Raw genomic sequence first — 23452 nt, forward strand, 5'->3', positions numbered from 1 at the left:
GAATAAACCGGACCATAGCGGAAATAAGAATAATTTCCCTGTGCAAGCCTTAAAATTTCTGTTCCACTCATTTTCTGCTCATCCCATTCTCGAAAAGCTTTTCGTTTGTAATATTTTGTAATGTCAATATCACAAAACTCTGCTAAAACCATTTCCAGCAGGTCCACGCTAAGAGGTGTAATCGCCCTTAAAAAATCTGCATATTCTCCACGTTTTACTTTCAGATCAAGAATAAGCGTATACTCAAAAAGCACTTTCTTTTTATCATTTTCGTGAACTGCTTTCAAGATTCCGTTTGCTTCCGGCAGAACACTGTTCATTTTTTTCCAGTCCAGAACCGATCTTGCTTCTGCCGTTTCCAGCCATTTATAAGCAAATATACTCAGATCCTGTTTTATATCTTTTGCTACTTCAAGAGCTGCCTTGTAATTATAAGACAATATATGTTTTTTAATAATATCCAGTTTCAGCAGCCGCATCAGATTCATACACTTTACTTCCTGACAACGATTTTCCGCATTCTCTGTATTATCCTGATTAAGTTCCCAGTTTGTCTCGACATCATATTCCTGTCGTTCTTCGTGCTCAATATTGCTTTTTTTCTGTGGCGTAGAAACCTGAATTGGTAAAAATCGATATTCTGCCAGCGTTGCCATGATCAGAAGTGCACTTTTCATGGCAGGCGTTCCGGATGCCATATTAACCAGAAGTCTGTCATCTTCCCCTTTTTCTTTTTCGATATCGCTGATGATGCTTCTGAACTCTTTGTAAAATACATCATATTGCTGCACATTCACCATCTGATCATTTTCTATGATATGTACCTCAAATGTGTGGTTCAATTTTTCTCCCAACAATTCAATACTTCTGACATAACGATTGTCTTCTTTATGATACTCCATCATTTCTTTCGACAAATACAAATAAACAACATCCGGCTTATAGTGCCGGCAAATGTGTAACATGGATCCATCATAAAAATACTTGATAGGATCGGTGTTTCCAATCGGTGAAAATAAATAAGTTCGGCTCATTTTTCTTCCTTTCGTGTTTTTATATCAAAATAACATCCTCTTCCGGTTCCGGTGTATCGCCCCAGGAGATCACTTTACCTTTTCCGGTGATGCGGTAAATTCTCACGCTGTCTTCTGTACTTCTTACACTAACATATTTCGGAATTTCTTCCATTAATTTATTGTAACTTTTGGATGAAAGCATCGCCTCAAAAGCAGATTTCTGCACCCGTTTTCCATAACCTTCCAGCATTTTTGAAAATTTGATTCGTTTCTTATTGTCAACGATATCGTATATGATCAGTACAAATTGTTTATCGTCTTCTAATGCTTCGTTTATCTGAAAATAATAATCTTCATCATCGAATAATAACCGGCTCATACAAATCTGCGTCCCCTTCCTCAATTGCTTTTGTCAGGCGTTCCATCTGCAATAAAATTGCCCTTCGAAAACTGACTGCATAATCTGTGTATTTCAAATAGCGGATTTCTGTCTGAAATTTTCGTTCCAGTTTGTTCAGATAAATTTTGAGTCCGTCTCTGGTAATATAACATCCGGGTTCATCCATATCAAAATAAAACTGATCTTTTGATATTTCATGTCCATTGATCATGCTCATGACTGTTGCATCCACGATCACTGCACGCCATTCTTCCATTAAATCACTTGCCAGCGTAGGATGCTTTTCTGCATCTCGATGAATAAAACCGAAATAAGGATTCAATCCTTTCATTTCTATCTTACAGTAAACTTCATTCATCAAAAGTGAATAACCAAGACTGATCATGGAATTAAATTCATCTTTGGGCGGTCTGCGGCTTCTTCCCTGAAAACGAAACTTTCGATCAATACATTTGGATAAGCCCTGGAAATAATATTTCGCTGCCTGTCCTTCAAATCCGATCATCTCCTCAATTCTTGAACAATTTAAAATTTTCTCTTTGCATATCCGCATCATTTTCTGTTCTTCATCCAGCAAAAGCTCACGGCTTTTTTCATAGCGATGCAAAACAACGCTTTGATTTTTCACCTTTGCACTCAAAATCTTCTGTCCCAGTTTCATCGCAAAATCTGTATCATACAAAGCACTTTGTTTTCTCTGCCTTTGAACATTGATATGATCCGTGGACATCAGTCGCCCAAAATATTTACCGCCCTTTGAAAAATATGCGACAGAGATTCCTCTGCACATACATTCCTCCGCACACTTTGTTGTCAGATGCGACTGTCCCATGATCGTGATACCTTCCAGTGATTCAATCGGAATCATTTTTTTCATGCCATCTCGATATTGAACCACGCACTTATTTGCTTCCACACCAATCGTTGCACCATTTTCATTTACATACAACAAACTCATAAAAGCCCCCCTTTGCAAATTGTCCCCTGACGGAGAATTTAATTAAACAATGCCAATAGTTGGAGATAGAAGAAATCCCTATCCGCCCCCTGCCGAGGTGTTATATTTCTTAATACATGATGAAGAAAGACGAGAAAAAGGTTACAAGTTTCCGTCCCCTCTCGGGGAGCTATATTTCTTAATAAGAGCTGCCATTTGCATGATGGGAAAGCAACAATGGTTTCCGTCCCCTCTCGGGGAGCTATATTTCTTAATCTTAGGTAAGGTACTACACCCAAGAAGGAAAAGCATTATGAAGTTTCCGTCCCCTCTCGGGGAGCTATATTTCTTAATGCTGACCACCGCTCAGCTTGAGCAGGTTGACCTGCTTACAGTTTCCGTCCCCTCTCGGGGAGCTATATTTCTTAATCAGGAAATAGCTGAAATATTACGGGTCACTGATAAGTTTCCGTCCCCTCTCGGGGAGCTATATTTCTTAATACTGAACGAAGCAACACTGACGGGTCTGGGATACGTGTTTCCGTCCCCTCTCGGGGAGCTATATTTCTTAATAAACCGGAAAAGTCCCAACGAAACCCTGACAGGGGTTTCCGTCCCCTCTCGGGGAGCTATATTTCTTAATCGGGTAAAGAGATTGTTAATCTCATCCGGGAACTGGTTTCCGTCCCCTCTCGGGGAGCTATATTTCTTAATGCGATCCAGCGGGTATTAAGCTGATGAGACGAGCTGGGTTTCCGTCCCCTCTCGGGGAGCTATATTTCTTAATACTGAACGAAGCAACACTGACGGGTCTGGGATACGTGTTTCCGTCCCCTCTCGGGGAGCTATATTTCTTAATAAAATAGTGAAAAGGTTGGAGGAAAAACTTATGGTTTCCGTCCCCTCTCGGGGAGCTATATTTCTTAATGAGAACTGTTAATCTTGAAAGACACATTGAAGATCGACGGTTTCCGTCCCCTCTCGGGGAGCTATATTTCTTAATGTGATTTCGGGTCTGTCAAAACTGGAGAGTTCGTTTCCGTCCCCTCTCGGGGAGCTATATTTCTTAATACCATCTCTTGGACCCCGCTTGTTTTCTGGGGGTATTTGCCGTTTTGCGTGGCAAATTGTTTTTTCTGGAAATATAGCTTTCTTTGAAATGAATTTCTGCAGGTTTTCCCAGTGTTTATGCGGTGCGTGGGAAACGCCTGCAAAATTCCCGGATTTCTGCTTCTTTGATTCTTTTGTATTCTATGATTCTTTTGCACTCTATGATTCTTTTGCACTCTATAATTCTTTTGGATGCAACGTCATCTCACACTGTCCCATCATGTATTCTTTTCCCTGATAACGAGTACATTTGAGAATATGCGGTGAGACACCGTATAGCAAATCTTTTTCATGCTTGTGTTCTCTTGGGACCTTTGTTTTCTCAAAAATATTTTTTGTAACCGCAACTGCTTCTCTGCCTTCAAATAATGAGTATATCATAGTTTTTGATACAAACCCACTGCCGCCGCCTAAAAAAACGGTACGATCTGAAATTGTATGATTACCTGTAAATTTGCTCAAAAATGCTTCCTGATACCGTTCTGAAAAACGCTGTACTGCTTCCATAATATCCTCTGCCCTGAATTCTTTTCCCGTTCTCTTCCACAAACTTTCGTCAACTGTAAGCGTGCAGCGTATAACTTTGCCCGGTTTCAGGCATTCTCGCAGAAGATTGATGGTTTTGTTGTTTCCATCTACGTGTTTCTCCCATTTCTGACATAAGATCAAATCTTCTGTGGAAAGTGGTTCACTGTCACTTACTATGATGCCTGCCATACAGTCATTTACTGCATCTCTTTGTTTTTCTGATCTTTCAAGGATATAGAAAGTTTCTTCTTCTATACTTTTGATGTTCCCTGCAAGTACTCTGTCTCGTCTTACACCCTGCTGCCGGAGATCTTGTTTGATCTGCTGTGCGTGTCTTCTGTATTTTTCCGGATTCTGCATAATTTCATCGCACAGCAAAATGGTTCTCAGCATCCCTTTGATCGAACTGCCTGGAATATACGGCTGTCCATACGGATTTTTCATGCATGCCATGATCTGCATTTTTCCTTTTTCTAACTGCATATCCCCGGCATTTAAAGTATACGCCATGCATCTTTGCATCTCATCCGTTGAAATGCGGTTTCGCATCGCCCAGTGTTTCAGATCTTCTCTTGTATCTTTTACCATGAAGCGTTCCAGCTCCGCCTCCAGATGTTTCTTTTTTGCAAGCATAAAAAGTTTCTGCGGATTTACCACACCTGCCTTATGTCCCTGCAGAATATATTCTTTTTTCTGAATTTCATAACCGCTTCCCACAAAAACAGGTCCTTTTACTTTTAATTCCAGCTGACAGGTTTTTAATACTGATCTCATAAATTCACCCCCAGGAAGAGTGCTTTTTCATAGCGAAAAACAGAATGTTCTCCTCCAGTTTCTTCTTCCTCAACCTGACCTGAAAAAGTTGTTTTAAAACAGGAACCCGGAGCAAAAACATATATATCTTTTTTTCTTTTCGGTCCGTCTTTTAAATTCTGTGAATCAATAAATCCGCCTCTTCGGATCAGAGTATAGGTTGCCTCTTCTAAAACTTTTTCCAATTGTTGTTTTTGCGGAAGTGTCGTAGACAACAGGATACTCATTTTTCCTGTATCCGTCAGTTTCTTTCTCAGACTTTCCGGCATTTTCCCTTCCACCGCTTCAAATCTTCCAAATCCGGCACTTCTTTTTCCACCAATTCCGGTATACGAAAGGCTCTCAAGCAATTTTTCAAAAAACTCTTTGTCTTCTTTGCCCTTATAAGCAAGAATCAGATACAGACCATTTCCATCTTTAAAACAAAAAGTACTGACTCGATACGGTTCTGGTTCTTCTTTTCCCCGAACTGCAACGGCTGTTTTCATTGCGTAACTTCCCAATTCTTTCAGGCTGCCCATGTGTTTTTCTTCAAAATCTCCTTTGAAAAAGATTTCCAGATTTTCCTGTGGAATATATTTCAAATTTTTGAAAAGTTTCTTTTTTCTTGAATTTCCCTGCTCCTGATCTGCTTTCGGTTCTATATGTATGACAGGTTTTGGAATATAAAAGCATTTTCCCATGTAAGGAAATGCATCAGAAAACAGAAGCTTTCCTTCTTCGATACGCGAAAGAAATTCTTTTTCTTTGCCAAATTTCAATGCTTCCTGAAACAATGCCGAGAAGAACGTATCTGCATGAAATGTAATTTCCGTACTGTCCAGGTTGCCGCTGCCAAACCGTACTCCGTTTTGAAATTCCAGCTGATATAATGTATAATTCACGTGCTCTCCCTCTTATCTCTGTGTTGTCTCTGCCAAAATCCGGTTACATTGCTCCATCAAAGCTTCGTCCACATCTCCGACCACTGCTTCTGCTTCTATATTTTGAAATTCAACTTTGCCATACCCACGAGAACCACTGCCGCCAAGATAATCATACTGCAAAAGTTTCATTCCTTCTGCAAGCGTTTCCATATCTTCTATAAATTCCTCTTCCTTCTCCAGCTCATAGATCAAATCCAGCTCAAAGACCGAACCTGCTACCGTACGTTCTATCTGTCTTGGATTTGCAATGGCTGTGGCTCTTGAAATGGAATTTTCAAATTTCACTTCTGTCATACTCTGGAGTCCGGCTTTTCGCAGTTCTCCTTCATTTGCCAGAACCATATCTGCAAACAACAGACGACTTCTTCTGACTTTCTCTTTCTTTGAACTTCCAAACAGTCTGGCAATTCTTTCATGATCATTTTCCGGCTCTACCACTTGACCGTTAAATTCTTTTGCCAGCAGAGTTCGCATTTTTCCTTTTAAGGAACTTCCCGGAATCATCGGCAAACTGCTTCTCGTATCTCTGATAACCGGTGAATCTACGGCTCCAATCGCTGCAAAAGCACTGCTGCCTCCGATATGCATTCCTGTTTTTACATAAAGGTCTCCAAAAATCTTAATTTTTGCATACATAACAATTTCCTCCTATTGTTCTTTTCCGCCATAATATTTATGAAATGCAACCAGTGCTTCCATGTATCTGCTGAAGAGCAGATAATTCTTTTTGCTCTTTTTAATCTCTTTCAGAATCTCCAGAACCTCTGATTTCTCTACAAAATTTCTTACTTTTCTCTTACTGTCATCGCGTCCGCATTCATAGACAAAACGAATCCGCAGATATTCGATTCTTCCGTTCAGCTCATCACTTAATGTTTCCGACTGCCAGGTAAGCACTTGATTATAAATATCTGCTGTCATCGCCAGAAGGTTTCGGAGTTTGGAAGTCGTAACCATATCTACTCTTCCTCTGTTTCTCTGTTTTGATTCTTCTGCCAGCTCTTTTATCACTTTCTCTGCTTTATCCACATAATTGTTTTCATTTATCCGCATAATTTTCTCCTCTCTCCCGGTGCATATATGCATACAGATTCAATGCTGTCTTTAACTGTCTGCAATCTTTTTCTGATTGTATCCATCGGTACATTTTTTCAGCAAATCTGCGATATTGCTCTTTCTGAGTTCCCTCTTCTTTCGGCTCCAGTCTTGAAAGCAGATAAAGGAATCTCGCAAATTCAATTTTATTTTTCTTGTCCTGTTTCAGATTTTGATCCTGATTCCGGATCAGTTCCAACATGCGGTAAAGAAATGACATACCTCGTTCATCTACATTCCGGAAAAATTCCTGTACTGCCCTGTACTTCTGTTCCAGAACTTCATTTTTGAATTCATCCCATTCATAAGTTCCGTCACTTAATGGTTTATCCAGTTCATCTACTTTATGATCCTCTCCGTCTTCCATTAACGTAATAGATTTCTTATTTGGACTTTTCTTTGACTCTTCCTCCATTCGCCCGGTCTCTTCGGCAATTGCAGCTATCGGATAACTGCACTCGTAGATTCCAATACCTGCTGAAATACTCAATGTTCCCTGTGTATAGCGTTTGAACTTTTCTGAAAGATCTATTGCTGCTTCGATCACATCATTCCAGGAACCGACAAGAAAAACATCGTCTCCGCCGGAATAAACAATCGTCACTTTGCGTTTTCGTTTTGAATCTTCTCCCTGTATACTATATTCTCCATTTTCTAAAATATCTCTTATATAATACTTAAAAAATACAGACAGCTGTCTGGAAAGTGTTGCTGTTCTTGACAATGTACTTTTCCCCTGAGAAAATCCAGAAACAAATGCCTGCCCCAAATTGTCTACATCTGCACGCATAACTGCGATTCTTTTGATTCCTTCTGCCTGCTCTGCAAACGCTTCAAAGGTATCCCCGGTCGTATAATCACCAACCCACAGCTTTGTCGCAATATGTTTCCCCGTATACATTGCATTTTTTGCATATGTTCTCACATAATAAATATCCTCTTCCATTCTCTTTTTCAATGATTTTTCATCATCCGTTACCATCCTGTATCCCCCCGGAAGAGGCAGCCCTTCCTGCTCTCCTTCCAGTACGATTGAGAAAAATGTATCGTATAAAACATTTTTGGAAAGTGCTTCTATCTTGCGACAAAGCGGGCACACACCTTTCTCATCCACCTGGCCGATTCTCTTGCAGACTTTACATTCTCTTGTGTAGTCATCTGCACGATACTGATTTAATGCAATGATTTCTTCCGCTGTATAACGATGTAATTTTGCTTTCGATATGCCTGCTGAAGCCTGCCGGAACATATTTGCATAGCTTCCTTCCGGAACGTTTCGAAATGTATTGCCGCTGCATACGCTGTAACCAAATGCCACAAAAAGTTCTGTACGAAAATATTTTAAAAACCAGGACTGTAATTCCTTTTGAAATGTGTTTAACACTTCTCGTGTTTTTTGTGTATTAGCAAGAAGCAAATAACAATGTCCACCTCCCGAATAAATCAGATTTGCTCTTGACAACTCCAGTCTCTCAAGAAGTGTATCTATAATGTGCTCCATCATGATTTCCAGATAAAAAGATCTGGCTCTTAAAGTTCTCAATGCATTTTTTGAAGCAATGGTATAAATAAATTTCTGGATACCGGAAATATCTAAAGAACAGAATAGAAATGCTTCTGTTTCGTAAAATTCTGTTTCTTTTGAAAATAACGTCTCTTTATAATTCAGATGATTTTCATTCAGATAGTCATAGATGCAGCTTGCGATTGCTGCCGTCAGTTTTACATGATCAAACAGCGAAATATCTGCCAGTTCTTCTTTTGACGTCGAAGATGGAACATAAGAAAGATTGGCTTCCAGAACTGTCAGAAGCGAATTTAAATATTCACTGTTCCAATCCATCCCTTTCAGATTTTCGGTAATCTGGACTTTTACCGTTGTATAAAAAGACTCCGAAAACGGAATCTTTTCATCCCCTGGATCATTGATTCCATTTTTCGGATCCATATTACCCGGATGATAATATTTTTCCTGATGATTTCCATTCAAAATATTGAATACACTCTGCAGCGGAAGCGAACGTTCAAAACCTCGATCTTCGCTTTCATCTTTTTTCCGCCGGTCGGAAAATGCCGCAATATTATCAGCCAGATATACAATATACGCCAGACTGTTTTCTTTTAAACCAACTGCCCGTTTCAAAAGCGATGCATGATGATAGCGGACGCAGTCCAAAATCTCCGAATCTGTAAGATTTGTTTCCTCTTTCAGATAATCATACCCGGAAATACTGTGATTACGCCTGTCATCTCCCTGACGGTAAATCACTTTTCCTGTATCATGCAACAGACTTCCCATGATCAGTCTTACTTTTTCATCAACCATGTTTCTCCCTCCTGTGCAGCTGCATTGCTCCCATTCCCATACTGGTTTTGATTCCCACACCGGAATATTCTCCAAAACGACATAACAGCCTGATATAATTTGCCATCGTCTCTGTTCCTTTTATCTTGATACAGACATTCCCCACAAATCCATTGATCTGAACTTTTTCCAGTGGAAAAGGCATGGTCTGGAGACGATATCGAATGATCTCACTGTTCCTTACAAGCTCTTCCAGTGTCTCTTCATCGTACATATCCAGTTCTTCTGATGCAGCACTGTATTTTCGCATCAGACTTCCATATACCAGACGCAGATCCGGATAATTCACATATTTTCCGTCACGTTTAAATGCCGTCGGTGTGCAGAACTGCAAATTCAGATAGCGATCACAGCTTTCCTCATAAAATTGCTTCATCAGCTCACTTTCTTCCAGTATCTCGATGCTCCGGCCCACAACGTTTGTGGTAATCTCTTTTCTGCGAATCGTGATCTGTTTCAACTCTTCCAGCGGCAAAATGATATTTTCATAAGCCTCTTCGTTTACGGTGCAAATATACCAGACAGTCTTATCCTTTTCCTTCACGACATACTGGCTGTATGGATTCAGACTATATTGATGCAGTTCCTGTGCATAGTCTGTGTCAATCTGCTCCATCAATACGCCCTGCAAATTTGAAGACTGCTGATATGAAATCTGAGAAGAGTCGAGTTCTATTCTCAATTTTGCATACATATTTTAGCTTTTTTCTCCTTTTTTTCGTGTTTTTCTACAAATTATTGTATTTATTGTATCATTGTAGTAGAAAAACGTCAATTCAACCAGCAGTTGAAAATATATTTTTTTGTTTTTATGATATCCTCATCTAATTTTCATTGTTATTCTTATTGCTTATGTTGTATTTATTTTATGAGTTGCCCGACAAATGAACACTATAAGTACCTTGCTACGAAAATAAAACTCGTAGCAAGGTACAAGATAGTACAGAGACAAAAAATAATACAGCCATGATGATGCGAAAACAAATCACTTTGACGAAGATTGTTTTCGCATCATCATGGCATTCTGTTTTACATATAGGTTTTTCTAAGACCCATCTTCTTGCCCTTCGGACAAGAAGCATCTCTCGCTTTAAAAGGCTCGGTCAATTTTCCAGAAATTGCGGCAATTCAGTTATCTCCTGTGCTTCTTGTTTCGAAAATCCTTTTTCAAGAAGTTTTTTGTATACACGGATTTTTTCTTCGTGGATTCCCTCATTTCTGCCTAACTTTCTTCCTTGTTTCACTCCCTGTTCCATTCCCTGTTCCATTCCCTTTTCTATTCCCTTTTCCATTCCCATTTTTTCGAGTCTTTCCGCCACATCACACATACTATGCACTCCTCTCTCTTTCTGAAATATTGCCTGGTAGCGTTCATCCCCGGTCATTACCCGGAGCAATTTCAGTACTTCATCTATATGCCTGATTTCCGTTGGATCATCCGGGATATAATCCTTATGCTTTCTTTTTTGAACAAAGAAATTTGCCACGACTTTAAAATCACTGTGGAAACGGCTGATCTCCTCTTCTGTAAGCCATGCGATCTCAAATACTTTCATTTCATAATCATTGATGTACTCTTCCAGTCCTTCCGGGATTTTCATCAACCCTTTGATATTCTTTTTGCCATACCAGTGATGATCCGTACCGAAGTACAATACAATTGTCATGACCGGCAGGATCTCTTTTCTATTCTCCAATAGCTGACTGCGATATGCTGCACCATCATATCCGATAATACGGAACGGCATATATTTTTTCACATTGCTCTGGTTTTCGATCCCGCAGATCGCCAGTTCGACTTTTTTCTCTTTCCAGTATTTTATGACATCCCTCTCCAGTTCATGGACTTTTCCATCTTCTGCTTTATATTGAGAGTGGACTTTTGCATTTTCCAGAGATTCCGGCAGAATCCGCTGTTCTCCTTTAAAAATCAGTCCGTTTATGATATCTGCAAATACATCATTATAATCTTCCAGTAATTTCTCTGTAATATCTTTTTGTCCCATAGGCTGCTCCTTTGCTTTTTGTATGAATCCAGGCTAAATATACGTGAGACCCGGTGCACGCTTCTGGTCAGCTTTGCTGACATTTCCCTGCTACAAAACAGCCTTGGATACCGGGATTGTGAAACTCTTTGTCTAAGAAGCAATTTGCAAATATCGGTTGTCAAAAAGTTTTCTTAAGATATCACTTTTGTATTTTCAGCCGCTCTGTGCAGGTATGAAGTTTTTTTGGATTTTCCTGCCGAACGGCAATGAAAGTCAGATAGAATTAGATTTAAAACTATTTTGTGATTATTATACTTGAATAAGCGATTTTTGTCAATCCAAATCAGACAGATATTTTTTTAATAATCTTCCGCCTCAGAGTCTCCATCAGGCCAGGAGCTTTTGGCAATGTACAGACGAACCGCATTGTAAAACATGGTGCGTAAAATAATACAGCCATGATGAATTCGAAAACAAATCGCTTTGACGGGGATTGTTTTCGAATCATCATGGCGTTCTATTTTACATATGAGTTTTCTTAATGCCCATCTTCTTTCGTTGCTTCTCCGTAAGAGAAATCGAGTAGTTTCTGTACTCTGCGTTGCAGATGCTACATTTCCTGCTGATGCAACTGCTCTTCGAAATCTGAAGCAAAATGCTCTCTCTTACTTCTGCCTCATCATCTACCAGCATAATTTTATACAAAATACTTTCACCCCCGCTGTAACTTTTACAAATATTTCAATGCTTCCCTTAAATTTGCCGCCGGAAGCAGGCGGATTCCTTCCACTTTCCCAATTGAAGGCATGGAAACTGCCGGCAGAATGATCGTCTCAAACCCTAGTTTCCTGGCCTCTGCCACTCTCTGTTGTGCCATGCTGACGGCACGGATCTCGCCGCTCAAACCAACTTCTCCAAATGCCAGTGTTTTTTCGTCAATCGCAATGTCTTTGTAGCTGGAGATCAGTGCAAGCACGATCGCCAGGTCGATCGCCGGCTCGTTCATGCGGATGCCTCCCGCAATGTTGACATAGGCATCACAGGTTGATAAATGCATACCGATGCGTTTTTCGATCACAGCCATCAGAAGCCCGACTCGGTTGTAGTCGGTGCCGGCTGCCGTCCTTCTTGGCATCGCAAGGTTGCTGCGGCACACAAGTGCCTGAACTTCTACAAGGATCGGCCTTGTACCTTCCATGGAGCAGGAAACGATCGACCCGGATGCTCCCTGCGGCTTGCCGCTTAACATATATTCCGATGGATTTTTGACTTCTTTTAATCCACTCTGGCACATCTCAAAAACACCGATCTCGTTGGTGGAGCCGAATCGGTTCTTGACGCCGCGAAGGATGCGGTAGGCTGCATGGCGGTCACCCTCGAAATACAGCACGGTATCAACCATATGCTCCAGAACTCTCGGTCCTGCGACAACTCCTTCTTTTGTCACATGTCCGACAATAAAAATGGAGATTCCCATACGTTTTGCGATCTGCATAAATACAGAAGTAGCTTCTCTTACCTGCGATACACTTCCCGGTGCGGAGGAAACGTCTTCCTGATACATCGTCTGGATCGAATCGATCACTACGATTTCCGGCTGCACACGCTCGATCACCCCCTGGATCGTCTCAAGGCTGGTCTCACAGAGCAACAGCATTTCCTCTCCGAAACTTCCGATTCTGGACGCTCGCAGTTTAATCTGCTGAAGCGATTCTTCACCCGATATATACAATACTTTTTTGCCTTTTTCTGTGAGATTTTTGCAGACCTGCAAAAGAATGGTTGATTTTCCGATACCCGGATCACCGCCGACCAGAACCAGCGATCCGGCAACAATGCCTCCGCCAAGCACACGATCCAGTTCTTCAAATCCGGTCGCTGTGCGTATCTCGCTCTCTGTCTTGATCCCGGATAATTTCACCGGCTGTGCCTCATGTATCCTGGCCGCCAGGCTCTCTGTTTTTTTACTGCTTTTTCCCGCCTTCCCGGTCACGACGGTCTCCTCGACCAGTGTATTCCACTCTTTGCAGGCCGGACACTGTCCCAGCCATTTTGCAGACTCATAACCGCAGTTCTGACAGAAAAAAATTGTTGATTTTTTTGCCATGTTCCCTCCTTTAAAGAACACTGCCGATTCTTTCCGGCAGATATTTCTGTTTTGTTTTTCTCGTCATCACAGCAAAAAGGGAACGTCCGTCCCGACGCTCCCCCTTTTCTTATGCTGAGAAGATTCTCAATTTTTATAATGATTCTTCATAATTCAAAACACTTGCTGTCAGAATCAGATTATTACATTTTTTCGATGCGAACTGCCGCACTTTCTGTGCTGTCAAGCTCTACGCTCAGTACCAGTTTGCCGCCGAGGTTTGTCTTCATCTCGCCAACTTCCTTATCATCGACAAATACCTGATAGCTTGTCTCCTCTTCCAGCTCTACGGTAATCTGTGCATCGGTCGGGCACTCTACGGTAAAGCTCATACCATTCTCGGTCGCTTTCAAATGGCTGACTGCGGTTCCCGGTACGGATTCGTAAACAAACATGCCATTTCTCTCAAGCTTTGTGATCTCCTTGAAAGTTTTTACTTTATACAGATCGCCGTCATGCTCAAAATCGGATTTTTTGGATTTGGCCGGCAGCTCATAATTACCGAAACTGATCGTTCCATCTGCTTCTGTGCGTATCAATTCACTTACTACTGACATATCTATGCCCTCCTGGTATTCTCTTTTGTCGCTTTATCCCGCTGTCAAACCAGCTTTCTTTCAAGTCAAATGCACGAAAACTCAATGTATGATTCTGACTGGATTTGCTGATATTCAAATCAAACGCATGTAAAAGTGTTCAACAGTTATGGGATTTCTCCTCGACTTTTGTCTTATTTTACCATAATCGAACTTACTTATCCAGAGCTTTTTCACTTTTCACAGAAAATTTAATTTCTTCTTTAGAAACGCCAAGCAGTACTTTATCCCCTGCTTTTACCTTGCCCTCCAGGATCTCCTGTGCCAGTGCATCTTCTACTTTCGTCTGGATCGCACGTTTCAGCGGTCTTGCACCGTATTTTTCATCAAAGCCTGCTTTTGCGATCAGTTCTTTTGCAGCACTTGATATCTTCAGTGTGATATCCATCTGCTCTTTGCAGCGTTTTGCGAACTGCTCCAGCAGGATCTCTGCGATCCTGGTGATATTCTCACGGTTCAGTGCATGGAAGACGATCGTCTCATCGATACGGTTTAAGAACTCCGGTTTGAACATCCGGCGTACCTCTTCCATCACACTGCCTTTCATATATTCATAGTTGTGCTTCTCATCGTCCACCGATGCAAATCCCAGCTTTTTCGGGGAAATGATCGACTGTGCTCCGGCATTGGAGGTCATGATGAGGATCGTATTCTTGAAATCCACCTGTCTGCCCTGAGAATCGGTGATGTGTCCGTCGTCCAGCACCTGAAGCAAAATGTTAAATACATCCGGGTGTGCTTTTTCAATCTCGTCAAACAGGATCACGGAATATGGATTTCTGCGGACTTTCTCAGAAAGCTGTCCACCTTCTTCATATCCCACATATCCAGGAGGGGAACCTACCAGTTTTGAAACACTGTGTTTTTCCATGTATTCAGACATATCAACGCGGATCATGGCGTCTTCACTTCCGAAAACGGTCTCTGCCAGTGCTTTGGAAAGCTCGGTCTTGCCGACACCGGTCGGACCAAGGAACAGGAAAGAACCGATTGGCCGTTTCGGATCTTTCAGTCCGACACGGCCTCGTTTGATGGCTTTGGCAACAGCAGTTACGGCCTCATCCTGACCTACAACTCGTTTATGCAGTGTAGATTCAAGCTTTAAGAGGCGACCGGATTCTTTTTCTGTCAGGCGGCTGACCGGTATTTTCGTCCATACGGCTACCACATCTGCTACATCTTCCTCGCCAACTGTCAGTTTCTTGCCGGAACGTTTGCGATCCATCTTTTTCTGTTCTTTTTTCAGCTCTTCTTCTACTCTGATCTGTTCCTGCCCAAGATTAGAAGCCTCTTCAAAATCTCCGAGAACGATGCTCTCTTCTTTTTCTTTTAAAATCTGCTCCAGTCTCTGCTGAAGCTTTTCAAGCTGCTTCGGTGCCTGATATCCTTTGAGCTGCTTTCTTGATGCTGCTTCATCCATCAGATCGATCGCCTTATCCGGAAGGAAACGGTCGTTGACATAACGTCTGGAAAGTTTCACTGCTGCATCCAGGGCTTCGTCGGAGATCCGAACACCATGGTGTTCCTCATAGTATGGACGGATTCCTTTTAAGATTTCAAGCGTCTCCTCCTCGCTCGGCTCTTCTACCATAACCGGCTGGAAACGTCGCTCCAGTGCCGGATCTTTTTCGATGTATTTTCGGTACTCCTCGATCGTGGTGGCACCGATCAGCTGGATCTCTCCTCTGGAAAGGGACGGTTTTAAAATATTGGAGGCATCCATGGCTCCTTCTGCTCCGCCTGCCCCGATGATCGTGTGCAGCTCATCGATAAACAGCAGCACATCGCGGCTGTCCGTCACTTCCTGGATCACTTTTTTGATGCGTTCCTCAAACTCGCCGCGGTATTTGGAACCGGCAACCATGCTCGCCATATCCAGTGTGACCACGCGTTTGTTCTGAAGCATCGGTGGAACGGCTCCGAGCACGATCCGCTGTGCCAGCCCTTCTGCGATCGCCGTCTTGCCGACACCCGGCTCACCGATCAGGCACGGATTGTTCTTCGTCCTGCGGCTTAAAATCTGCAAAATACGCTCGATCTCTGCGTCACGGCCGACGATCGGGTCCAGCTCGCCCTCTGCTGCCATCTCTGTCAGATCACGGCTGTACTGATCCAGCACCGGAGTCGCACCGCCGTCCCTTCTTGCCTTTTCTTTCTGTGCCAGCTCTTTGTACATGGACTCCTCAATCCCCATCGCACTAAGAACGCTGAGGTAAAGTTTGCGGATATCGATCTCCATCGTGTGCAGCAGTCTGGTTGCCACGCATTCCGTATCTTTTAAAAGTGCCAGAAGCAGATGCTCCGTCCCCACTTTTTCCATATGGAAGAAATTCGCCTCATGCACGGCATTCTCAAGAATGATTTCGGTCCTTGGCGTATAGTCGGTCTCTTCTGTCAGGGTATCTCCCTCTGATGTGATCAGATTTGCAACTAAAGTGCGAATCTTGACGGTGTCTGCACCGGACTCTTTTAAAAGGATCGCCGCCGTGCCTTCGCCTTCTTCTAAAAGTCCAAGCAGCAGATGCTCGGATCCTATGTATCCATTTCCATTATTTTTGGCTGCCTTTTTTGCCAGCTTTAATACTTTTTCTGCATTTTCTGTAAAACGCTCACGCAATCTTATCGCCTCCTGTCTTTCTTTTTACAGACTTGATGATGCCAGGGTCAAAAGGTCTTTCTTGCTTGCAAGATAAGACATTTGAACTTAGGACCTCAACATCATTTGATCATAACGGCTCGTATTCTGAGAAAATCTCATCAACCAGCTCATGCACTTCGTCTGCTGAAATATTTTTGCAGTGTGCTTTTGCCAGAATAACTCTGAGATTTTTCTTAATTTCATTTATTGCTTCCATTTTATCAACATCCAGTGCAATCACGGCTCCCTTTCTCCGGTCTATTGTCAGAAATCCTTCCTGACGCAACAGAGAATATGCCTTGTTGACCGTGTGCATGTTGATGCCGATATCGCCCGCCAGCTGCCGGACGGACGGCAGGGAATCTCCCTCCTGGATCACAGAAGTTGCGATCCCGAGAATGATCTGATTCCGCAGCTGCATATACAACGCTTCTTCGCTCTGAAAATCAATTTTTATAACCATAAAGCCACCCTCTTTTGTTGTCTTACCAAAGGAATATCCTTCGATATACAGTAAAATTCGAGTCGGAGCGTATATTCCGACTAAGACAAATGCTGCAAAGCACTTGTTCTCTTTGCAGCACATTTGTTATACATATGGTAGCATATATAGCTCATATAGTCAAGTTATGGCTTTCAGTCGAACGCACATGCGATCCATGCGGTGTTACTGCCCTGAAAACAGCGACAGCAGATCTTTCATTTCCCCGATCTTTGCTGCATATTCTGTAACGTTTCCAAATCCATAAGAAGCAAAGATAAACGGCACGCCTGCTTCTTTGGAGGCGTCACAGTCCCCTTTGGTATCTCCGATATAAACTGGTGCTTTCAGACTATTTCTTTTCACCAGAAGGCGGATATTTTCACCTTTGTTCTTTCCGGTATTTCCGAAACACTCGATATCTTTTATGTACGCCTCCAGCTGTGTCTTTCTTAAGAACTGTTCAATGTAGCCGCACTGACAGTTGCTGACAATATAAAGATCATATGTTTTTGCAAGCTGTTTTATGACTTCCCGGACATCCGGATAGCAGATATCCTGTTGATTTTCTTCCAGTGCCTCTTCTTCATAAACGCAGCATTTTTCCAGAATGGTTTCCTGCACTTCTTTTGAAGCCTCCGGAAAAAGGGATGCTGCGATCACGGACATGGTCTTTCCAAATAACTGTTTTAATTCCCCCGCTGTTACGATGCGGTCTTTGATACCACATTCCAGAACTGCCTGTGTCCAAGCCTCAGCCACGATCGGCGTGCTGTCCCAGAGTGTTCCGTCCACATCAAATATGATTCCGTCTGTATACATAATCTCTCCTGTCTTCGTAATCCCCGGCCTGCAAAGCACAAAGATCACGCATGATTCCTGCATTTTTATTTGCCTGACAATGCATGCTGCAGTTGTCAGAAGATACTATACGCTTTATCATACGCAATCTTCTGCAAATAATCAAGCACTTTCCCCGCTCACCCCGATTGCCGGAACTGCCGCACATATTTCTGTCTGCTGCGTCCTGCTGTTGTAATACATGGTCAGTGCCAGATTTACCCGGGTTGTCCCCTGCCTTACACTCTCCGAAAAACAGGGACTGTAGGCATAAACCGTATACAAATTCCCATCCTGGTTTTTGATCACGGTTCTGGCATGCATATCTTCCAGCAGCTGTTCTGCGATCGCTTCTTTTTTCTCTTCTGACAGATTTCCGAGATAAAACCCTTGCACTGCCACACTGCTTCGTTTGCTTTCCATCGTTTCATCCAGAACGTTCTGCATTTTCGTTCTTAAGGTCTGTGCCTCTTCAAATCCGCCGCCGGGAATAGTCACGTTTGCATACAGGCTCTGTCCGGTGATCGCCCCTTTTTCTCTCCAGGTGACAAGACGTAGCACAGTATCGGCGTTTGCCCCTTCTTTTTGCAGTACGACACTCTGACTGTCCTCTCCGTAGGTACGATAGACCAGAATCTGACTGGAAATACCAAGTGAGGCTGCGATCTGCCGCAGGTATTCTTCCCGGCGTTCCAGCATCTGCACCTGCTTCTCTTTTTTCAGCTTTCCATAGTACTGCACGATACCGCTGCGGTTGTCTGTTCCAATATTCGAGAACGCTGCCACTGCCTCCATCTCTCTGCTTTCCTGCTTCTTTGCCCAGATCTGCAGTCCTGCCGCTGCCCACAGGCCAAAAAACAGAATCAGTCCTGCCCGTTTCAGCCATCTTTGCATCCTATATCCCTCCATTGTTTCCCAAATTTAGTTTCGTCTGTTTTCATTATTTCCCGTCTCTGGAAGAATATACGGAAAAACTCTTTTCGTTTGCTTTTGCAGAACATTTTCATCTCAAGTTAAGTACTGAAAACTTCAGGCAGCAGAAAACCGGCCCGGATATAAACATATCCTGCCGGTTTTCTTATTATTATGATGATGCCAGGGTCAAAAGGTCTAAATCCACATGAGCTTGCTCATAGGTGGATGAAAGACCTTGGGACCCGCCCCGATATGAGCATAAAAGTGGGATGATAATCCCACGATATGCGAATACTGGGGAGGATTGTGGGAGTGCAACGCACGGAACAATCCGTAGGCATCATAGTTGGGGACTTTTGACACCCACATCATTATTATTATTTTGTTACATGGTCTGCCAGTTCGATACGAACCAGTGCCTTGTGCAGCGCCAGCTCTGCCCGCGTGATATTGATGTTGGACTTATCATTCTGCAGTCTGCGTTCTGCACGGATCTTTGCTTCCTGTGCCCGGTTGCGGTCAATCTCATCCGGCCACTCGGCGATCTCTGCAAGGATCGTGATCCTGTCACCTAAGATTTCCATAAATCCGGTGTGCAGTGCTGCTTCCTTTTTATTTCCGCCTTCTTCGGTGATCGTGGCGATCCCCGGCTCCAGAACAGTTGTCATCGGAATATGGTTCTTATAGATACCAATCCCGCCTTCTACGGTATTCAGCTCTAGAAAACTGGCTTTTCCACTGTAAAATACACGATCCGGTGTAATGATCTTCAGATCAAAAAGATTGTCTGCTGCCATTTTACACCTCCCTATTTCATGCGGGCTGTGACATCATCGATCGAGCCTGCGTTCAGGAAGTAGCTTTCCGGAACATCATCGTGCTTGCCTTCGAGAATCTCGCGGAATCCGCGGATGGTCTCAGAGAGCGGCACATAACGTCCGTCCAGACCGGTAAACTGTGTTGCCACAAAGAACGGCTGTGACAGGAATCTCTGTACTTTTCTCGCACGGCTCACGACCAGCTTGTCGTCCTCGGAAAGCTCGTCCATACCAAGGATGGCTATGATATCCTGAAGTTCTTTGTATTTCTGCAGGATCTCCTGCACGCCTCGTGCCGTTTTATAGTGTTCCTCGCCTACGATACGCGGGTCCAGAATACGGGATGTGGACTCCAGCGGATCAACTGCCGGATAAATTCCCAGCTCTACGATGGAACGGGAAAGTACAGTCGTAGCATCCAGATGTGCGAATGTCGTAGCCGGTGCCGGGTCTGTCAGGTCATCCGCCGGCACATAAACGGCCTGTACGGATGTGATGGAACCGCTCTTTGTGGAAGTGATACGCTCCTGAAGAGCACCCATCTCGGTCTGCAGTGTCGGCTGGTATCCTACTGCGGACGGCATACGTCCAAGCAGGGCGGAAACCTCGGAACCTGCCTGCGTAAAACGGAAAATATTGTCGATGAACAGCAGGACATCTTTTCCTGCCTGGTCACGGAAATATTCTGCCATCGTAAGTCCGGTAAGACCGACACGCATACGTGCTCCAGGCGGCTCGTTCATCTGACCGAACACCATGGTGGTCTTATTGATAACTCCGGATTCCTCCATCTCGTGATAGAGGTCATTTCCTTCTCGTGTACGCTCACCAACTCCGGTAAATACGGAATATCCACCGTGCTCGGTTGCGATATTGTGGATCAGCTCCTGAATCAGAACGGTCTTTCCTACACCTGCTCCTCCGAACAGACCGGTCTTACCGCCTTTCTGATACGGGCAAAGCAGATCGACTACCTTGATACCGGTCTCCAGGATCTCGGTAGATGTGGACTGTTCTTCAAAAGAAGGTGCTTTTCTGTGGATCGGTAAATACTCGACGCCTTCCGGTGCCGGCTTTTTATCAATCGCATCTCCGGTTACATTGAAGATACGTCCAAGTGTCTTTTCTCCGACCGGAACGGTGATCGGTGCACCGGTTGCGATCGCTTCGGCACCACGAACCAGCCCATCGGTCGGTCCCATCGCAATGCATCGCACCGTATCGTCACCTAAGTGCTGTGCAACTTCTGCCGTCAGCACACCGCCGTCCGGAGCTGCGATATGGATCGCGTCGTAGATCTTTGGCAGCTTGCCTTCCGGAAATTTAATATCCAGGACCGCACCAATGATCTGCGTGATCTTTCCTTGAATTTGTTCTGCCATGTTTCCTCCTAGTAATGCCGCATATACTGCGGCAGACGTTTCTATTCAACAGCCTCGGCTCCTGCAATGATCTCGGTCAGCTCCTGCGTGATCGAGCCCTGTCTTGCACGGTTGTACTGCAGTTCCAGGCTTTCCATCATGTCCTCTGCATTGCTCGTAGCTGCATCCATTGCCTGCATACGTGCACCGTTTTCGCTGGCTGCCGCCTCGTTTAACGCTCCGTACAGAAGACTTGCGATATATTTTGGTATAATCATATCCAGGGCTTCTTCCTCGCCCGGCTTGTAGTTCATCGGCGTATTCCGCTCTGCATCGGACAGCTCTTTGTCACTGAATTCCACCGGAAGCAGCTTTAAAAGTTTCGGCTCATGTACCACCGTGTTTTTGAAGCTGGTATAGACAAGATAAATCTCTCCGATCTTCTCTTCCTCGAAATCTTTCAGGACTCTCTGGCTGATCTCCACCGCATCCGAATACAGAGGGGAATTGATCACCTCGCTGTAATCTTCTGCAATCTCATAGCCTTTTCGTTCCAGTGCTTCATGCCCTTTTCGGCCGATGTTATAGATCAGAAGCTCTTTTCCTTCCAGTTCGCCCTGCGTGAGCATTTTCACGATGTTGGAGTTGTAACCGCCTGCCAGTCCTCTGTTGGATGAGATGACGATCACACCCTTTTTCCCCGATTTTCCGCTTTTCAGATACGGGTGTTCCACAATGCCGGTACGTGCAAGCATACTGGTCACCGTGGCATACATATGGTTAAAATACGGTTTACATTCTTCCGCTTTTTCCCTCGTCCTCTGAAGCTTTACGGTGGAAACCAGCTTCATGGCTTTTGTGATCTGCTGTGTGCTGGCGATACTGTTTCTGTGCCTCTGAATATCTCTCATTGAAGCCATGGTATCATCCTCCTGCTTTCTTTTCCGTCATCATGCTGCTTTATTCAGCTGCAGAAAATTTTGCTTTGCACTCACCGATCGCCTGGATCAGTTTCTGCTCTGCTTCGTCGGAAAGTACCCTGGTTTCTTTGATGCTCTCCGGAATCTCCGGATATTTGGTCTTGATATATTCAAACAGTGCTTCTTCAAACTCCAGAACTTTTTCTGTCGGAATATCCAGCAGATGTTTTCTGGTAGCCGCATACAGGATGATAACCTGATATTCTACCGGAACTGGTGCATACTGCGGCTGTTTGAGGACTTCACGGATACGCTCGCCCTGTGCCAGCTTTTCTTTGGTATCGGCATCCAGTTCGGAACCAAACTGTGCAAAAGATGCCAGCTCACGGAACTGTGCCAGCTCTACTCGGATTGGGGCAGCAATCTTTTTCATTGCCTTGATCTGAGCGGAACCTCCAACTCGTGATACAGAAAGTCCGGCATTTACCGCCGGGCGGAATCCGGCATTGAACATCTCTGTCTCCAGATAGATCTGACCGTCTGTGATGGAAATAACGTTCGTCGGAATATAAGCGGAAACGTCACCTGCCTGTGTCTCGATGATCGGCAGTGCCGTCAGAGATCCTCCGCCAAGTTCATCGGAAAGTCTCGCCGCACGCTCCAGAAGTCTGGAATGCAGATAAAAAACGTCTCCCGGATAAGCTTCACGGCCTGGTGGACGACGCAGAAGTAAGGAAAGTGTACGGTAAGCTGTCGCATGTTTGGACAGATCATCGTAAATGATCAGTACGTCCTCTCCATTCTCCATCCATTCTTCTCCGATCGCACATCCGGAATACGGTGCGATATACTGCAGCGGAGCAAGTTCACTGGAAGTGGATGCTACAACGGTTGTATAATCCATGGCTCCGTTTTCTTCCAGTGTCTTTACGATATTGGCAACGGTCGATGCTTTCTGACCGATCGCTACATAAATACATTTTACATTCTGACCCTTCTGGTTGATGATCGTGTCAATCGCGATCGCTGTCTTACCGGTCTGACGGTCTCCGATGATCAGCTCACGCTGTCCTCTTCCGATCGGCACCATGGAGTCAATTGCCTTGATACCTGTCTGAAGCGGGGTATCTACGCTCTTTCGGTCGATAACTCCGGAAGCTACTCTTTCGATCTTACGGAATTTCCTGCTTGAGATCGGACCTTTGCCATCGATCGGCTGTCCAAGGGCATTGACAACCCTGCCGATCATCTCATCGCCTACCGGAACTTCCACAACGGTGCCGGTAGTCTTTACGATATCGCCCTCTTCGATATTCGTTGCATCACCGAGCAGTACGGCACCTACGTTATCCTCCTCCAGGTTGAGCACCATGCCCCGCACACCATGCGGAAACTCCAGAAGCTCACCCTGCATCGCCTTCTCAAGGCCGTGGATACGTGCGATACCATCTGCAACCTGAATAACCGTGCCCACTTCTGCAACGGACATATGGGAAGAATATCTTTTGATCTCTTCTTTTATCACTGAGCTTATTTCCTCAGGTTTCAAATTCATAAGG

Annotated in this window: 20 protein-coding genes and 1 CRISPR repeat array; all 20 genes read right to left on the reverse strand. The window is 44.0% G+C overall.

Features of this window, described 5'->3' with window-relative positions; translation table 11 throughout:
• Nucleotides 1-1034: type III-A CRISPR-associated CARF protein Csm6 (gene csm6, locus ACLTL4_RS05030; RefSeq protein WP_412320298.1), on the reverse strand; the 1034-nt coding region annotated here is incomplete at its 3' end.
• 19 nt (nt 1035-1053) lie between these two features.
• Nucleotides 1054-1395, reverse strand: coding sequence for a CRISPR-associated endonuclease Cas2 (gene cas2 / locus ACLTL4_RS05035; protein ID WP_173866834.1), 342 nt, complete (start codon nt 1393-1395; stop codon nt 1054-1056).
• A complete protein-coding gene (gene cas1, locus ACLTL4_RS05040) occupies nt 1373-2374 on the reverse strand; it encodes a CRISPR-associated endonuclease Cas1 (RefSeq protein ID WP_412291206.1) in 1002 nt (333 codons plus the stop codon). The genes cas2 and cas1 overlap by 23 nt, the downstream gene beginning before the upstream one ends.
• A 147-nt stretch (nt 2375-2521) precedes the next feature.
• Nucleotides 2522-3424: a CRISPR direct-repeat array (repeat unit 36 nt; unit sequence GTTTCCGTCCCCTCTCGGGGAGCTATATTTCTTAAT).
• A 216-nt stretch (nt 3425-3640) separates the two neighbouring features.
• Nucleotides 3641-4765, reverse strand: a complete 1125-nt coding sequence (csm5, locus tag ACLTL4_RS05045; protein WP_412291207.1) for a type III-A CRISPR-associated RAMP protein Csm5 — start codon at nt 4763-4765, stop codon at nt 3641-3643.
• On the reverse strand, nt 4762-5688 hold the full coding sequence (gene csm4, locus ACLTL4_RS05050) for a type III-A CRISPR-associated RAMP protein Csm4 (protein WP_412291208.1): 927 nt from the start codon (nt 5686-5688) through the stop codon (nt 4762-4764). The genes csm5 and csm4 overlap by 4 nt, the downstream gene beginning before the upstream one ends.
• Nucleotides 5689-5700: 12 nt before the next feature.
• Nucleotides 5701-6366: a type III-A CRISPR-associated RAMP protein Csm3 gene (csm3, locus tag ACLTL4_RS05055; RefSeq protein WP_173866838.1), complete on the reverse strand. Its 666-nt coding sequence runs from the start codon at nt 6364-6366 to the stop codon at nt 5701-5703.
• Between the two features lie 12 nt (nt 6367-6378).
• The gene (csm2, locus tag ACLTL4_RS05060) at nt 6379-6783 is read right to left on the reverse strand and encodes a type III-A CRISPR-associated protein Csm2 (RefSeq protein WP_173866839.1); all 405 of its coding nucleotides are present in this window, start codon (nt 6781-6783) and stop codon (nt 6379-6381) included.
• Complete coding sequence (cas10, locus tag ACLTL4_RS05065; RefSeq protein ID WP_412291209.1) at nt 6770-9151, reverse strand: type III-A CRISPR-associated protein Cas10/Csm1; 2382 nt, start codon at nt 9149-9151, stop codon at nt 6770-6772. The genes csm2 and cas10 overlap by 14 nt, the downstream gene beginning before the upstream one ends.
• Nucleotides 9144-9806 carry a CRISPR-associated endoribonuclease Cas6 gene (cas6, locus tag ACLTL4_RS05070; RefSeq protein WP_412291210.1) on the reverse strand — a complete coding sequence of 221 codons (663 nt, stop codon included), beginning with the start codon at nt 9804-9806 and terminating at the stop codon, nt 9144-9146. Before cas6 ends, cas10 begins: the two co-directional genes overlap by 8 nt.
• A gap of 487 nt (nt 9807-10293) precedes the next feature.
• Nucleotides 10294-11196 carry an Rpn family recombination-promoting nuclease/putative transposase gene (locus tag ACLTL4_RS05075; protein ID WP_412320299.1) on the reverse strand — a complete coding sequence of 301 codons (903 nt, stop codon included), beginning with the start codon at nt 11194-11196 and terminating at the stop codon, nt 10294-10296.
• A gap of 712 nt (nt 11197-11908) precedes the next feature.
• A complete protein-coding gene (gene radA, locus ACLTL4_RS05080; RefSeq protein WP_173867052.1) occupies nt 11909-13285 on the reverse strand; it encodes a DNA repair protein RadA in 1377 nt (458 codons plus the stop codon).
• A 182-nt stretch (nt 13286-13467) separates the two neighbouring features.
• Nucleotides 13468-13881: a hypothetical protein gene (locus ACLTL4_RS05085; protein ID WP_022119870.1), complete on the reverse strand. Its 414-nt coding sequence runs from the start codon at nt 13879-13881 to the stop codon at nt 13468-13470.
• 193 nt (nt 13882-14074) lie between these two features.
• Nucleotides 14075-16537 carry an ATP-dependent Clp protease ATP-binding subunit gene (locus ACLTL4_RS05090; RefSeq protein ID WP_412320300.1) on the reverse strand — a complete coding sequence of 821 codons (2463 nt, stop codon included), beginning with the start codon at nt 16535-16537 and terminating at the stop codon, nt 14075-14077.
• A gap of 109 nt (nt 16538-16646) precedes the next feature.
• Nucleotides 16647-17021 carry a GntR family transcriptional regulator gene (locus ACLTL4_RS05095; protein WP_022119868.1) on the reverse strand — a complete coding sequence of 125 codons (375 nt, stop codon included), beginning with the start codon at nt 17019-17021 and terminating at the stop codon, nt 16647-16649.
• 204 nt (nt 17022-17225) lie between these two features.
• Entirely contained in the window at nt 17226-17861 is a 636-nt protein-coding gene (locus ACLTL4_RS05100; RefSeq protein ID WP_412291212.1) for an HAD family hydrolase, read from the reverse strand.
• Nucleotides 17862-18002: 141 nt separating this feature from the next.
• Nucleotides 18003-18773 carry a YwmB family TATA-box binding protein gene (locus ACLTL4_RS05105; RefSeq protein ID WP_022119866.1) on the reverse strand — a complete coding sequence of 257 codons (771 nt, stop codon included), beginning with the start codon at nt 18771-18773 and terminating at the stop codon, nt 18003-18005.
• A 398-nt stretch (nt 18774-19171) separates the two neighbouring features.
• Nucleotides 19172-19591 carry an ATP synthase F1 subunit epsilon gene (atpC, locus tag ACLTL4_RS05110; RefSeq protein ID WP_173896046.1) on the reverse strand — a complete coding sequence of 140 codons (420 nt, stop codon included), beginning with the start codon at nt 19589-19591 and terminating at the stop codon, nt 19172-19174.
• A gap of 11 nt (nt 19592-19602) precedes the next feature.
• A complete protein-coding gene (gene atpD / locus ACLTL4_RS05115; protein ID WP_022119864.1) occupies nt 19603-20994 on the reverse strand; it encodes a F0F1 ATP synthase subunit beta in 1392 nt (463 codons plus the stop codon).
• 41 nt (nt 20995-21035) lie between these two features.
• The gene (gene atpG / locus ACLTL4_RS05120; RefSeq protein WP_412320301.1) at nt 21036-21893 is read right to left on the reverse strand and encodes an ATP synthase F1 subunit gamma; all 858 of its coding nucleotides are present in this window, start codon (nt 21891-21893) and stop codon (nt 21036-21038) included.
• A 40-nt stretch (nt 21894-21933) separates the two neighbouring features.
• Nucleotides 21934-23448, reverse strand: coding sequence for a F0F1 ATP synthase subunit alpha (gene atpA / locus ACLTL4_RS05125; RefSeq protein WP_147632293.1), 1515 nt, complete (start codon nt 23446-23448; stop codon nt 21934-21936).
• Nucleotides 23449-23452: the final 4 nt, after the last annotated feature.

The organism is Hominisplanchenecus sp., assembly GCF_046967715.1.
GTDB classification, from domain to species: Bacteria; Bacillota; Clostridia; order Lachnospirales; family Lachnospiraceae; genus Hominisplanchenecus; species Hominisplanchenecus faecis.